Below are 15409 nucleotides of genomic sequence, written 5' to 3'. Positions count from 1 at the left end.
ATAATTTTCTAAAGAATAGAAAAAATGATTTCTATATACCCTAGAAATCATTTTTGTTTATTTTATAAATTACTTTTTATTTTATGTTTACTTAAAAATTCTTCTATAACATAATTAAATTCTCTTGAATTTTCTAATGCAACAAAATGAGTTGAATTTGGAATAATATTTAATTCTGCATCTTTAATAAGATTAGAAATTAACTTTGTATGACTACTTTTAATCATATCTTTGTCTCCAGCAACCACCAATGTAGGTATTTTTATCTTCCTTAAATCTTCTTCAGTTAATTTAGGGTTATTCACCATTAAACTTAAAATATCTCTATTTATTTTTGCTTTTTCATAAAATATTGAAAAAAATGATGATAAATAATAACCTAATATAACTGGAAATTGAACTAAAAATTTCACTCCACTAACTTTAAAATTTGCACCATTTAAAATAAGTGATCTTATTCTATCAGAGTATTTTAAAGCTAAATGTAAAGCTGTATTTCCTCCATCGCTAAATCCTAAAATATGTGTCTTTTCAACATTGAGATTATCTAAAACTGAAATTACATCATCTGCAAATATCCAAAAATCAAATGGAATACTTCCTTTACTTGATTTTCCATGACCACGGGTATCTATGGCAATAACCTTAAATTTCTTAGAAAAATACTCTATTTGATGTTTAAAATATTCTAAGTTCTCACCATTTCCATGTAAAAGTACCAATGCATCTCCTTCACCATACACTTCATAATATATACTGGCTGTTTTATTATTAATAACATTAGAAAATGATTTGTTCACTATTATATTCTCCTTATTTTAAATAATTATATTACACATTTTATCACATTATCTAGATAATATAACTTTAATTGTTATACTGATTTAATATAATAAATAGAGGATTGAACTTATTTATTATATAGTCCAATCCTCTATTTAAAATTACAAAATAAAAAATATTTATTAAATCTGTTAAGAATTAATTATTTCTCCACCATTAATATGTATTGTTTGGCCTGTAATATATGAAGCTGCTTCAGATGCCAAAAATACATATGCACCTGCACATTCAACTGGTTGCCCTGCCCTTCCCATAGGAGTGTTGGCTCCAAAAGTTATTACTTTAGTTGCATCAAAACTAGATGGTATAAGTGGCGTCCAAATAGGTCCTGGTGCAACTGCATTTACTCTTATTCCAGTCTTATTTTTTGCAAGGGAAAGTGCTAATGATCTAGTAAATGTTGTAACAGCACCTTTGGTCATAGAATAATCTATTAAAGTTTCATTTCCTTTAAATGCCACAACAGAAGCAGTATTTATTATACATGCACCTCTTTTTAAATATTTTAATGCTGCTCTTGTCATATAAAATGTACCATATGCATTAACTTTGAAAGTTCTATCAAATTGTTCATCAGATAATTTTTTCATATCTTTACACTCATATTGAACTGCTGCATTATTTACTAATATATCTAATTTTCCATACTCATTTATGGTTCTTTCAATTACATCATTACAGAATTGAGAATTTCCAATATCCCCATTTATAATAGTACATTTTTTACCTATATTATCTATAATGTTTTTGGTTTCTTCGGCGTCTCTATTTTCATTATAATAAACAATCACTATATCAGCACCTTGTTTAGCATAAGCTATTGATACAGCTCTCCCTATTCCACTATCTCCCCCAGTAATTAGTGCAACTTTATTATTTAATAAATTCCCATTTTGATTATAATTAGGATTATCATAAACGGGAATTGGATTCATTTCATATTCAAATCCCGGATGTTGATTTTGATGTTGTGCTGGAAATGAATTAGGAAAATTCATTTTGATTCCTCCTTATTTATATATTTAATACTAATTATTATTTCCTAGCACTAAAAAATTATTTATTTTAATTTAACTACTAAATTGACTAATATAATTATTAAAAGTTAAGCAATACTTTGTTTCCTTTTCTAGTAATTCATTTTCAATAAATCCAACTTTTTTAAATACTTTACTTGATCTATAATTTTCTTTATGAATTTTAGCTACTACCTTATTAAATCTATATTTTAAAAATGCTTCACTTAAAGCTTTTTTTACTGCTATTGTACCTATTCCTTTGCCCCATTTCTTTTTATCACCAATAGCAACTACTATTTCTGCACCATTATTCTTTCCTTTACTAACTATCTTTAAGTATCCAATAGATTTATTATTATATTCTATCATATAAAATGGCCCCTTATTATTAAAATACTGAGTCATAATAGGCAATGTTGACTTTTGTACTAAGTTATTTAAAATATTTATAATTCCTTCTTTTTCATTTAAAAATCTAGATACATCCTCATCTTTCAGCCATTTTGTAATATTAAAAACATCGTCCTTATAAACCTCTTGTTGAAGATTTATATCTGAATATAACATTATACTATACCTCCACATAAATTTAATAATCTTAATCGATTGTATCAATTATGCAACCAAATAGTAAAATTATATGATTTTTTTTATGTGCTATTGTATTTAAATAATTTATTTTTTCTCAATTTACGTATATTTTTTTCCAATTTATTGGTAGATGTAATTAAATTGAATTTAATTACAATTTTTTCTTGTTAGATAATAATTTATATATGTTAAAATTAACAATGTTCGACTCTCAATGATTAATCAATAAAGAAACTTCAATGTGTTCTTAATACTATAAATATTAATTATTGGAACTTACATATTAATTACACTCATTTAAATTCAATTTTGAATAAACTATTCTTTATTCTATTTATTTCAATGTGCCTTATTAAGTTCATATTTATACCTTTTTTCATCTATACTAAACAACATTATAGCAAAAATTAATATTAATACAGGAATCCAAACTGATTTAACCCCAATTTTTAAAGTTGATACTCCACCTAAACATGCACCAATTAAAAATGAAAATATAATTATACAATAACGCATGGATTTTATAGCAAAAGTTTTATCTCTTTTTCTAAAAGCTATATATGCAGCTTGTGAAGCACTTCTTAAATTTCCAGTGCACATTGTTGTGCTATATGGAGAATCAACCAATTTTCTGAATGAAGATATCTGAACAGATGAAACAAAGGATATAGTTGTTGTTACAAATATATTTGGAATTGTATTTGGTACAAATCCTATAATAAAAAGTACTAACATTTCTATTATTAAAATAGCTCTATTATTATCTACAACTATAATGCATGAATCAAATTCTTTTATCCTTTCTGCAACAATAACACCTATTATAAATGCTAAAATAGGTAAAAATGCCATTATTGCTCCTGCAATATTTCCTTTAGTTAATTCCACTCCTACTAAAACAATATTACCTGTTTCAGCATTAGCAAAAACTCCCCCTCTACATACAAATGTATAAGCATCAAGAAATCCACCAACAATGGCTAAAAGTATCCCTAGGTGTACAGATTCACAAGTATTTATGTTTTTATTCTTACAAATATTAATATTTATATCTTTAGTAAACAATTTTAAATTCCCCCTTTATATAACGCAAAAAAATATACCATCAAAGCTAAAAAGCAGTGATGATATATTATTTTTACATATTTATTTGTACTTTTTATACTCATCTATTTTTCTGCACTCTACAATTAAAATTCAATAATATAAGTATAACATGTTTTATCCATTTTTATATACTTATACTAAAATTATCCTTATAAATTGTAACTTGATTTTTTCCATTTTCTTTAGATTTATACAATGCCCTATCAGCTTTTTCAATTAACTCTTTTAAGTTTGTTCCATCATAAGGATAAGATACAATTCCTATACTTGCTGAAATACTAATTCTTTCATTATTTTTTCCTATATAAGTTTTTTCTAATATTTTAGATAACCTTTTTATTTTTTCCTTTATTATTAAAACAGATGAATTTTCTTCAAATATACAAAATTCATCTCCTCCAAATCTAGCATTAATATTAAATTCTCTATAAAAAATACTATTGATTTTTTTAGCTACCTCTTTTAAAACCTCATCCCCTCTTATATGACCTAAATAATCATTTATGGATTTAAAATTATAATAATTTACTCGTATAAAAATAAAGATAGACATTATCTTAAATACATAATATCTATCTTTATAATTAATATTGCATTTTATTTTAAAATAGATTTAATATTAAATCTTAAATTTAGAAATTTCTTCTTTTAATATTCTAGCATCTTCTTGTGATTTTAATGCATTTTCTAAAACATAATTAGATTGATCATTAACTTGTAGTATATTAGTTGCAATATCTGTAGTTCCACTTGCTCCTTCATTAGCAGCTTGTGAAACTCCATCTATAGTTTTTAGTACTTCTTGTAAAGAAGCTAAAAGTTCTTCTGAATTTGAACTAAAATTAGTTACAAGATTCTCTATAAATTCAGCATCTTTACTATATTTATCAGCTACGTCTAACATTCTACTATAATCATTCATTACTTCTATAGACATAAATTCTAATAATTTATTTGAACTATCTGAAAGATTTCCTACTGCATTTGTCACTTTTCCTGTCATTTTTTGAATTTTTATTACTGCATCTTTTGATTGTTCTGCAAGTTTTCTTATTTCTTCAGCAACTACTGAAAATCCTTTACCTGCTTCTCCTGCTCTTGCTGCCTCAATAGCTGCATTTAAGGCAAGTAAATTTGTTTGTGATGTTATTTCCATTATTGATTCTGAAAGTAAATTTATTTCTTCAACAACTTTTGATTCCTTAATTGCTTTCTCTAATTCTTCTTTAGTTCGATTAAATAATTCATTTGATTTCTTCTCAGAAGCTTGTACATTAATTTTAGTATCATCTGCTCTTTTATTTATTTCTCCTGCTTTAATAGCTCCATCTTGAGATTTTTGTGAAATATCCTTAACTACTTCTTCAATTTCTTGTGATGTTGCTAACATTTCTTCTGCTGAAGCTGCTGTTTCTTCCATATTAGCAGCTAACTCTTCTGTAGTTGCTGATACCTCTTCTATCTCAGAGTTTAGATTTGTAACATTATCTTTTATAATTTCTACAACATCTTCTATGCTATCAGAACTTGCACTAACAGTTTTAATAATCTGTCTTAAATTTTGTATAAATTTATTTAAACTTACTGAAAGATCTTTTATTTCATCTTCTGAATTTATTTGTATTTCTTGAGTTAAATCTCCACCTCTTTCTGCTAAAGAATCCAATTCTCTCTTTAAAACATTTAGTGGTTTTGTAATAGAATTTATTATCATTATTCCAAAAACTATACTCAATGACCCCAAGACTAGTATTATAAATACATTTACTTTTATAGAAGTTTGTAATTTCATATTTCTATCAATGCTAGCATCTTCTGTTCCTTTTTTATTGATATCTACTAGCTTTGCTAGATATAAAGAAATTTTATCAAATGATTCTTTTGCTTCTCCCATCATTATTTTCATAGCTTCTTCATTCTTAATATCTCTACTTAATGCAATAATTTGATTATGTAGTTCTAAATATTTATTCCATTCTTCTTTTACCATGTTAAACATTTTTTTGTCTTCTTCAGTTGTTATGGTAGTATGATAATTTTCTAAATTCTTTTGTATTTCCTCATTTTTTTCTTCCATTGCTTTTTCTTTTTCCGCCATAACTTCTGGGTTATTTTCAATAATATGATTATATTCAAGCAATCTAAACTTTGATTTCATAACATTAATTTCTTCTGAATATATAATTCCTGGAATAGCCTCTGTAGTTATTTCTGTTGACTGCTTATTTATAGCCTCTAAAGTTATTGTAGAATAAATTCCCATAAATATAATTGTAATTACAAAAATAGTTACTATAAAAATCAATTTATTCTTTATTGTTTTTAACATATTTCATCTCCTTACCTAAATATAAAATTTTATCCTATAATTATTCATTCGTTTATGAGTTTATTAACTTTAGCTTAATAAACCTTTATTAAATCAATATTTAATATTTATACTTTAATTACATTATATATTTTATAGTATTTTAAAAACAAGCTTTAATTAGTTAATCATTTTTTGTAGTTTTTTCTCTTTTTATCTATTAATTCTCAAAACTCAAAAGTGTCTAAACGACATTTTTTTATTAAAACTTAATAGATTTAGTTTAAAATATTAGAAACTTTCTAATATTATAAATTTTAAAACTTCATTATTTTCTTTAAAATAAAAAATTCCTTACTAATAAATTTTAGTAAGGAATTTTTATAAGTGTGTGCGTTTTATTTAATATAATTAATTATTTAGTTAGGTATTCATGAATTGCCTGAGCAGCTTTTTTACCAGCACCCATAGCAAGTATTACTGTTGCAGCTCCTGTAACAGCATCTCCTCCTGCATAAACACCTTCTTTAGATGTTAATCCAGTTTCTTCTTCTGCTATTATACATCTTCTTTTATTTATTTCTAATCCTTTAGTTGTTGATGATATTAATGGATTTGGCGATGTTCCAAGTGACATTATTACAGTATCAACATCCATAACAAATTCTGATCCTTCAACTTCAACTGGTCTTCTTCTTCCTGATTCATCAGGCTGACCAAGTTCCATCTTGATGCATTTCATCCCTTTAACCCATCCATTTTCATCAACTAATATTTCTTTTGGATTAGTTAACACATCAAAGATTACACCTTCTTCTTTAGCATGATGTACTTCTTCAACTCTTGCTGGAAGTTCTGATTCACCTCTTCTATATACTATGTGACTTTCTGCTCCAAGTCTTAATGCAGTTCTAGCTGCATCCATAGCAACATTTCCACCTCCAACTATAGCAACTTTTTTACCAGCTCTAACTGGAGTATCATATCCTTCAACAGCTGCTTTCATTAAATTTACTCTTGTTAAAACTTCATTTGCTGAGCATACTCCATTAGCATTTTCTCCTGGTATCCCCATGAATTTAGGAAGACCTGCTCCTGACCCTATAAATACTGCTTTAAATCCTTCTTCTTCAAACAATTCATCAATTGTTATTGTTCTTCCTACAATAACATTAGTTTCAATCTTAACACCAAGTTTCTTTATGTTTTCAACTTCATTTTTAACTACTTTTTCTTTTGGTAATCTAAATTCAGGTATACCATATTCTAAAACACCACCAGCTTTATGAAGTGCTTCAAATATAGTAACATCATATCCTTTTTTAGCTAAATCTCCTGCACAAGTTAATCCTGAAGGACCACTTCCTATAACAGCTACCTTTATTCCGTTTTTTTGTGCTGTTTCACTTAAATCAACTTTGTTATCTCTTGCCCAATCAGCTGTAAATCTTTCAAGCTTACCTATTGATACTGAATCTCCCTTTATTCCAAGTACGCATTTTCCTTCACATTGTTTTTCTTGTGGACATACTCTACCACATACTGCTGGAAGTGCACTATACTTAGAAATCTCTTTTGCAGCCTCCTCAAAATTTCCATCTTTAACCTGTGAAATAAATCCTGGAATATTTATAGACACTGGACATCCTTCAATACATTTAGGATTTTTACAATTTAAACATCTTGAAGCTTCTTTTTTAGCTTCCTCTTCATTATATCCTAAACAAACTTCTTCAAAGTTTGTTGCCCTAACCTTTGGATTTTGTTCTCTTACAGGTACTTTTACCATTCTCTCTTTCATATCCATTACTACTTATCACCTCTGCAACCACAGCCACCATGACTATGAGTATTACCTTCTTCTAATGCTAATTTTACTTTTCCTTCTTCTGTTTTATACATAGCTTGTCTTCTCATAGATTCATCATAATCTATTAAATGTCCATCAAATTCTGGTCCATCAACACAAGCAAATTTAACTTCTCCACCAACAGTAACTCTGCAAGCCCCACACATACCTGTACCATCTACCATTATAGGATTTAAGCTTACTGTAGTAGGAATTTCTAATTTCTTAGTTAACTGAGCCATAAACTTCATCATTATCATAGGTCCAATAACTACTGCATGATCATATTTATTTCCTTCATCAACTAATCCTTGTAAACAATCTGTAACTCTACCATTAAATCCATAACTTCCGTCATCTGTAGCTACATAGAGAGTTCCAGATGCAGCTTTCATTTCTTCTTCTAAAATTAATAAATCTTTTGTTCTAGCTCCAACTATAACATCAACATCTATTCCATTTTCATGCATCCATTTAACTTGAGGGTAAACTGGTGCAGCACCAACACCTCCTGCAATAAAAATTATCTTCTTCTTCTTTAAATCTTCTATATTTTCATGTATAAATTCACTTGGTTGACCTAATGGTCCTACAAAGTCTGCTACATAATCGCCTACTTTGTACTGTGCTAATTCTTGTGTACTTTTTCCAACTGTTTGGAACACAATAGCTACTGTTCCTTTTTCTTTATTATAATCTGCTATAGTTAAAGGAACTCTTTCACCTTTTTCATCGTTTTTTATTATTATAAATTGACCTGGTTTTGCTGATTTTGCTACTCTTGGAGCTTCTATATCCATTAAAAAGATATTATTTGTAAGCTCTCTTTTGCTGACTATTTTGTACATTTATGTTCCTCCCAATTCTTTTATAAAAGATCTTTATCTGGTGTTACTAATATCTTAACGTGTTTCTTCTTTTCTGGACCTGTTAATGCTCCAAATCCTTCTTCAACTATATTATCTAAATGTATTCTCTTTGTTATATATCCTTCTGCTTTTATTCTTCCATCATTCATTTGAGCCATAGTTGCTGGAAATTCATGTCTATATGCTAATGTTCCAACAATTTTCTTTTCAGTAAATACTAAAGCATTAGGATTAAATGTTACTCCATTTTCCCATATACTTGTTATAACCATAGTTCCTTCAAATTTTAAACTATTTATACCTGTATCAAAACCAATTTGAGCTCCTGTTGTTTCAAATGCTACATCTACACCTAGTCCATTAGTAAGCTTCTTAACTTCTTCTGCTATATCAACTTCATTTGGATCTAATACGACATCTGCACCTGCTCTTTTTGCATACTCTTGTCTTATAGATTTTCTTTGTAATACTACTACTAATTTTGCTCCTGCTGCCTTTAAACATTCTATAGTTGCTAATCCTATTGGACCAGAACCTAATACTAATGCAGTATCTCCAATTTTAAAATTTCCTATTCTAATTGAATGTAAAGCTACTGCCATTGGTTCAACTAAAGCTGCTTGTTCATAAGACATTTCATCTGGTATTTTATGTATAAATTCTTCTGGGAAAACTGTATATTCAGCAAGTCCTCCACCACTTCCACAAAGTCCATGGAATCCTAAAGATGAACATAAATTATATTTTCCTTCTAAACATGCTGGACATTTTCCACATGCAACTATAGGTTCAACTATTACTCTATCCCCTACTTTAAATTTTGTTACATTTTCACCAACTTCAACAACATCACCTGAAAATTCGTGACCTAAAACTACTGGAGCTGTTGTCCCACTTAACGCATGGGGTTGACCTACTGGAATAAATATAGGACCACCTAAATATTCATGTAAATCTGATCCACATATTCCGCACCATTTTACTTTTATTTTTACTCCATTGCTTGTAATTTTTGGTTCTTCAATTTCTTCTACTCTAACATCTTTTTTAGCGTACCATAAAGCTGCTTTCATGTTAAAATCCCTCCCTAAATGTTTCAATATATTGTTAATTAATTAACATATATATTTATATAGCAATATTCGTGCCAAAATAAAAATAAAATTTTAAAAATATAAATTTTTATACGTTAATATGTTATATTTACTTACTTTCATTATTATTATAAAATTTAAAATCCATTTTATTTATGTTTTTAAACAAAAATAAATGTATCAAAATAATACACTTGTTCTTCTCATTTTGATACATTTATTATTTATATTCTCATTTTGATACATTTATTTGATATTTTTTAATCTTTCTATATAATGTAGCCCTTCCTATTTGTAATAACTTTGATGTCATTTGAATATTTCCATTACATTTTTTTATGGCATCACTTATAGCTTTCTTTTCTAATTCCTCAAGGGGGACTATATTTAATTTTCTTTCAGATAAATCAAGTTCTTTTTCAACACTCTCAATATTTTCTTGAATATAATCAATGTTATTTACGCTTGTAATTTCATCATCACTTAAATAATAGTCTCTTTCAACTACATTTCTTAACTCTCTTATATTTCCTGGCCAATTATATTTTTTTAAATCACTTATATAAAAATTATTTATTCTTATAAATTTTTCTTTATTTTTTAAATTCAACTCTTTTATAAAATGTTTTATTAATATATCTATATCATCTATTCTTTTTCTTAATGGTATAGTTTTTATTTCCATAACACTTAATCTATAATATAAATCTTCTCTAAAATTTTGTTTACTTATTTCATTTTTTAAAATTCTATTTGTTGCGCCGATAACTCTAACATTTAATTGTTTTTCCGTAGTTCCTCCAACTCTTGTAATCTTCCCATTATCTAAAACCCTAAGAAGTTTACTTTGAATATCTAGCGGTAATTCACCTATTTCATCTAAAAATATTGTACCACCATCTGCTAATTCAAATTTTCCTGGATGACCTTCTTTTGAAGCTCCTGTAAAAGCACCTTTTTCATATCCAAACAACTCACTTTCAACTAATTCTCTTGGAATTGATGCACAATTTACTGCAACAAAAGGACCTTTAAAACGTCCACTATAATTATGTATAGATTGAGATATTAATTCTTTACCAGTTCCACTTTCTCCTTGAATTAATATATTACAATCACTTATAGCAGCTTTTTTAGCAAAAGTAATCATCTTCTTCATCTCTTTATTACTAGTCATAATATCATCAAATTTATATTGTGCTTTATAACCTGCAAATTTATTTACTAATTTATGTACTCTTCTAACTTCAGCAAAAGTAATTACTGCCCCATTATTTTTTCCATTCACATTTAAAGGTACTACATTTATAACACATTTAACCAATCTATTTTTTATACAAAAATCCCACTCTATATTATTTAATGACTTATTTTGTTCTTTAAATAACTTATGAAAATGAATTCCATTTAAAAATTTATCAACATCCATTTCCATAGCTTCTTCTAATGATATGTTTAAAATATCTAATGCTCTTCCATTTACCCTTTTTACTTTCATGTTTTCATTAAACACTATCATTCCATCAGAAATTGAATCAAATGTTACATTTAATAATTTATATGAAATTGTTAAAGCCATTTGCTTTTGAATTGATTGTGCTGCTGCTGTTACTATTCCCATTGTATGAGAATGAGCATTATAATAATTTCCAGACATATTTATACAACCAATCAAATTTCCATCTTCATCATGTATAGGTGAAGCTGAGCAAGTCCATGTATGTTGATTTATGCCATAATGTTCTGCACCTATTGTTTGAACTGGCTTATTAAGATATAATGCAGTTCCTATAGCATTAGTTCCAACTATATTCTCAGTCCAAAGCTCTCCTTTTAGAAAATTTAATTCATTAACTCTCTCCATTATATCTTTATCACCTATTATTTCTAATAAATAACCATCTTTATCTGATAAAAATAAAGCAAAACCAGATCCTGAAACCCTACTATAAATACTTTCCATAATAGGTCTAGCTACTGATATAAGTTCAATATTATTTTTTATTAATTTATCTATATCTGAATGTTTAACATTTCCTTTGCCATTGTAAGGATCAACATTACATTTCTTGCACCTTACCCACGATTCTGCTATTTCACTTCTTACATTAGCATCTACTTCTCCAGTTATAATAAATTTTCTCCACGCCTTCTCAATAAAATTCATGTAGTTTTCCATATCTATTCTCCAATACTTATAATTATAAAAAAATAATATTACTTATTATCATTATACTTAATTTTATTAAAAAATAATATAAATTAAAAAGGCAAGTATACTTTACTCACCTCTATACAATAAATTTATAAAATTACAAAAAATCTAACTATAAAACATCATCCATTTTCTTTAAATAAAAAAAGTAGCAGATAATTTTAGTAAAAAATCAGCTACTACTTTATAATAAATTCTTTATGTTAAACTCTTATGCTTTATTAAATTATTTAAACAACTATTTTTATTGCAATCTAATTATATATTAATATTACTTATTATTATTTGTTTCCCATTTTTTTCTCTCTACAAATCTGCCCATAAAAAACGCAAAAATCCCAACACCTATTCCTGTTTGAACACAGAAAAGAAGGCTTTCTACTTCACCTGGTAATTCTCCATCAATCCATGTTTCCATAACTGGTGTAAACCACGGTTCATATTCTCCATGTATTTCTTCTATCATTTCACTTCCAGCATCATCAGATCCTCCAAATTCAGCACCTTTTAATGCAAAAAGCGGAACTATAGTAATTATTAAGGCAATAATTAATAATATTATTACTGTTTTTTTATTTTTACTCATATCTATCTGCTCTCCTTCATAAATCCAATTGATGTTAATTCAGATTTTGCATATGTTTCTAATCCAATAATAACAATAACAGTTAATATTCCCTCGACAATTGCAAGTGGTACTTGAGTAGGTGCAAAAACTCCTAAAAATTTTATTGCTGAAGCCCCTATTCCACCTTCTGGTGATGGATAAGCAATAGCAAGTTGTAAACTAGTAATACAATAAGTAAATAAATCTCCTAAAGAAGCAGCTAAAAAAATGCCTACTTTTTTATTAACTTTTAGCTTTTTGCATAGTATATATATCAAATAAGATAATATTGGTCCTGCAATTGCCATAGAAAAAGTATTTGCCCCTAATGTAGTAAGTCCACCATGTGCTAATAAAATTGCTTGAAATATTAATACTATAATTCCTAAAATACCAACTGCAGTTGGTCCAAATAAAATAGCACCAAGACCTGTTCCTGTCATGTGAGAACAACTTCCTGTAACTGATGGAATCTTTAAAGATGATATTACAAATATAAATGCACCTGCCATAGCTAAAATTGTTACTGATTTTCTATCCTCATTTAAAGTTTTCTTAATGGAAAAAAGTCCAGCTATTAAAAATGGTAAACTTATAATTCCCCATGATACACAGTACTTAACTGGCAAATATCCTTCCATAATGTGCATTGCATTCGCTACTGGAGTTATTCCAAAAAGTAACGCAAATATAATAGCGATTTTCTTAATTGTTTTTTGTTCTTTCATTTTAATTCTCCTTTCAAATAAAAAAAGATACCATATCTAATGATTCCCACTCATCAGACTAGCATCATAAATAATCCCTTTATATAAAATAAAGAGAAACTTGTCCCCATAAAGTCATCGCTCGTAACTCTATGCATTCGATACAAAAGGCAGGTCTTCTGACTAAGGAATTATGGCTATATTTTGTCTTCCCAGTTTCCCAGTGACATAATAAAATATAACTTTTCCAACACAGCGGCGGGACCGTAAGAGAATTTCACTCTTTTCCCTATTATCCTGCGGAGAAAATCACAGGCACCTATTTGTAATTATGTGGTAAGATATCTATTTTTATCTTACTTTAATATAAGCAACTTTAATTTTATAGTAAAAGTATTTATATTGTCAACTTAAATTAGTTAAATATACCATTATCTTCATTAAATTAATATAACATCTCAGTAAATTCAACTATATCTTTAGGATAAATTCTATTATTTTCAATTAATCCTTTATCTACTAAAATTTCATATACATCCAACATAGTAGGACGCTTTAGATTTGCACTATTTATAACTTTATCATCTTTAAATATTTGTAATGGTGTTCCGTCAGCTATAATTTTTCCATTACAAAAAACAACAATACGTTCTGCCCAACGATAAGCAAAATCTACATCATGGGTAGATATTAAAAGTGTTTTTTTCTCTTTAGATAATTTTTCTAAAACTTCTTCAAGCATAATTGCATTTAAAGGATCTAAAGCGGCTGTAGGTTCATCAAATATTATAATTTCTGATTTCATTGCGATAATATCTGCAATACTAACTCTCTTTTTCTCACCACCACTTAAGTAATGTGGAGGACGATTTTTAAAATCTGTTAAATTCATATATAATAGTGCTTCTTCAACTCTTTTTTTAACTTCTTCTTTAGATAATTTTAAATTCATGGGCCCAAAAGATACTTCTGCTAAAACAGTTGAAGCAATTATCTGATTATCTGCATCTTGAAACACAATACCTACATTTTTTCTCAATTCATTAAGTTCTTTCTTCGATATTTTTTTACCTTTATAAAAAATATCACCACTTTTTGGTGTTAAAACTCCATTAATATTTAAAAAAAACGTAGATTTACCTGCTCCATTTGAACCAAGAATAGCTACTTTCTCACCAGCATAAATATCAATATTTATATTTGATAATACATCTTTTTCATTACTATATGTATAATCTAAATTTCTCACTTGCAAAATTATTTCTTTGGAAGTTTCATTCATAATATCACTCCTATCTGGTTATTAACCATAATATTATTAAACTTATTAAATAAATTACTGATGCTACAATTTGCTTTGTTTCTATCTTCTTATCTTCTTCTAAAAATATCATTTCACCATCATAACATCTAGATTCCATAGAATCATAATAAGCATTTGCCTTTTTTAAGGAAACAATCAAAAGATTTCCTGAAGTACTTCCAAAAGAATAACAAGATGTTTTAAAATCAACATAACCTAACCTAGATTGTGCTGAATTTTTCATTTTACATTGTACATCTAATAAAATAAATATAAATCTATATATCATATTCATTAATTCAATAATAATTTTAGGAACATGAATCTTACGCAAAACAGAAATTATTTCACTAGCAGATGTAGATAAAGTCATCATATACATAGCACTTATTGCTCCAAATGCTTTCATCATAATTTTTAATGTTTTTAGTATACTTTCATTTGATGAGTATAAATAGAACAAATGAAAATTTAAATTATATTCTCCTATTGGTCGTGTTGATATACCTATGGCAATTGCAATGCTCCCTAAAATCATAAAAGTAATTGGTATAGTGAGAAGGCTTAAATATTCTTGAAAATGAATTTTTCCTTTACAGACAGTAATAAATGCCATGGTAAATGAAATAATTAAAGATACATAGAAATTATTTGCTATAATACAAATTAATAATGTAATAAATGCAAATACAACCTTAAACATAGGATTCCAATGATTTATTTTAGATTTATAAGCATAAAAATCAATTGAATATATCCCTTCAGAATGATTATTAGACTTTCTTTTTAGTTTAAATTTCATTTTTCATCCCTACTTCTTAAATTTATTTGTTCCATTAAGAAATCCCCCTTTTTATATTTACCATAATGGATATGAAAAGTATAGTTTTTTAGTAA

General features: G+C 27.2%; 14 protein-coding genes and 1 riboswitch. All 14 genes read right to left on the bottom strand.

Annotated elements, in window-relative coordinates; genetic code table 11:
• Nucleotides 1–62 precede the first annotated feature (62 nt).
• The 14 genes from BGI42_RS03235 to cbiQ all read right to left on the bottom strand — a co-directional run bounded on the left by BGI42_RS03235 (nucleotide 63) and on the right by cbiQ (nucleotide 15314).
• Complete coding sequence (locus BGI42_RS03235) at nucleotides 63–800, bottom strand: alpha/beta fold hydrolase (RefSeq protein ID WP_069678943.1); 738 nt, start codon at nucleotides 798–800, stop codon at nucleotides 63–65.
• Between the two features lie 174 nt (nucleotides 801–974).
• Nucleotides 975–1841 carry an SDR family oxidoreductase gene (locus BGI42_RS03230; RefSeq protein WP_069678942.1) on the bottom strand — a complete coding sequence of 289 codons (867 nt, stop codon included), beginning with the start codon at nucleotides 1839–1841 and terminating at the stop codon, nucleotides 975–977.
• A gap of 72 nt (nucleotides 1842–1913) precedes the next feature.
• A complete protein-coding gene (locus BGI42_RS03225) occupies nucleotides 1914–2429 on the bottom strand; it encodes a GNAT family N-acetyltransferase (RefSeq protein WP_069678941.1) in 516 nt (171 codons plus the stop codon).
• Nucleotides 2430–2792: 363 nt separating this feature from the next.
• On the bottom strand, nucleotides 2793–3518 hold the full coding sequence (locus BGI42_RS03220; protein ID WP_069678940.1) for a YoaK family protein: 726 nt from the start codon (nucleotides 3516–3518) through the stop codon (nucleotides 2793–2795).
• A gap of 166 nt (nucleotides 3519–3684) precedes the next feature.
• Nucleotides 3685–4113, bottom strand: a complete 429-nt coding sequence (locus BGI42_RS03215) for a GGDEF domain-containing protein (RefSeq protein ID WP_069678939.1) — start codon at nucleotides 4111–4113, stop codon at nucleotides 3685–3687.
• Nucleotides 4114–4179: 66 nt separating this feature from the next.
• A complete protein-coding gene (locus BGI42_RS03210; RefSeq protein WP_069678938.1) occupies nucleotides 4180–5889 on the bottom strand; it encodes a methyl-accepting chemotaxis protein in 1710 nt (569 codons plus the stop codon).
• Nucleotides 5890–6283: 394 nt separating this feature from the next.
• Entirely contained in the window at nucleotides 6284–7675 is a 1392-nt protein-coding gene (gene gltA, locus BGI42_RS03205; protein WP_069678937.1) for an NADPH-dependent glutamate synthase, read from the bottom strand.
• A gap of 2 nt (nucleotides 7676–7677) precedes the next feature.
• The gene (locus BGI42_RS03200) at nucleotides 7678–8565 is read right to left on the bottom strand and encodes a sulfide/dihydroorotate dehydrogenase-like FAD/NAD-binding protein (RefSeq protein WP_069678936.1); all 888 of its coding nucleotides are present in this window, start codon (nucleotides 8563–8565) and stop codon (nucleotides 7678–7680) included.
• A gap of 20 nt (nucleotides 8566–8585) precedes the next feature.
• Nucleotides 8586–9659, bottom strand: a complete 1074-nt coding sequence (locus BGI42_RS03195; RefSeq protein WP_069678935.1) for a 2,3-butanediol dehydrogenase — start codon at nucleotides 9657–9659, stop codon at nucleotides 8586–8588.
• Nucleotides 9660–9912: 253 nt separating this feature from the next.
• Nucleotides 9913–11859 carry a sigma-54-dependent Fis family transcriptional regulator gene (locus tag BGI42_RS03190; protein ID WP_069678934.1) on the bottom strand — a complete coding sequence of 649 codons (1947 nt, stop codon included), beginning with the start codon at nucleotides 11857–11859 and terminating at the stop codon, nucleotides 9913–9915.
• A 307-nt stretch (nucleotides 11860–12166) separates the two neighbouring features.
• The gene (locus BGI42_RS03185; RefSeq protein ID WP_069678933.1) at nucleotides 12167–12481 is read right to left on the bottom strand and encodes an energy-coupling factor ABC transporter substrate-binding protein; all 315 of its coding nucleotides are present in this window, start codon (nucleotides 12479–12481) and stop codon (nucleotides 12167–12169) included.
• Between the two features lie 2 nt (nucleotides 12482–12483).
• On the bottom strand, nucleotides 12484–13230 hold the full coding sequence (locus BGI42_RS03180) for an energy-coupling factor ABC transporter permease (protein WP_069678932.1): 747 nt from the start codon (nucleotides 13228–13230) through the stop codon (nucleotides 12484–12486).
• Nucleotides 13231–13361: 131 nt separating this feature from the next.
• Nucleotides 13362–13547: riboswitch (cobalamin riboswitch) on the bottom strand.
• Between the two features lie 107 nt (nucleotides 13548–13654).
• A complete protein-coding gene (locus tag BGI42_RS03175; RefSeq protein ID WP_069678931.1) occupies nucleotides 13655–14491 on the bottom strand; it encodes an energy-coupling factor ABC transporter ATP-binding protein in 837 nt (278 codons plus the stop codon).
• 10 nt (nucleotides 14492–14501) lie between these two features.
• The gene (gene cbiQ / locus BGI42_RS03170) at nucleotides 14502–15314 is read right to left on the bottom strand and encodes a cobalt ECF transporter T component CbiQ (protein WP_069678930.1); all 813 of its coding nucleotides are present in this window, start codon (nucleotides 15312–15314) and stop codon (nucleotides 14502–14504) included.
• Nucleotides 15315–15409: the final 95 nt, after the last annotated feature.

The organism is Clostridium taeniosporum (genome assembly GCF_001735765.2).
Lineage (GTDB): Bacteria > Bacillota > Clostridia > Clostridiales > Clostridiaceae > Clostridium > Clostridium taeniosporum.
The sequence above is the reverse complement of the archived record's forward strand: the minus strand, read 5'-3'. Positions and strand labels throughout refer to the sequence as shown.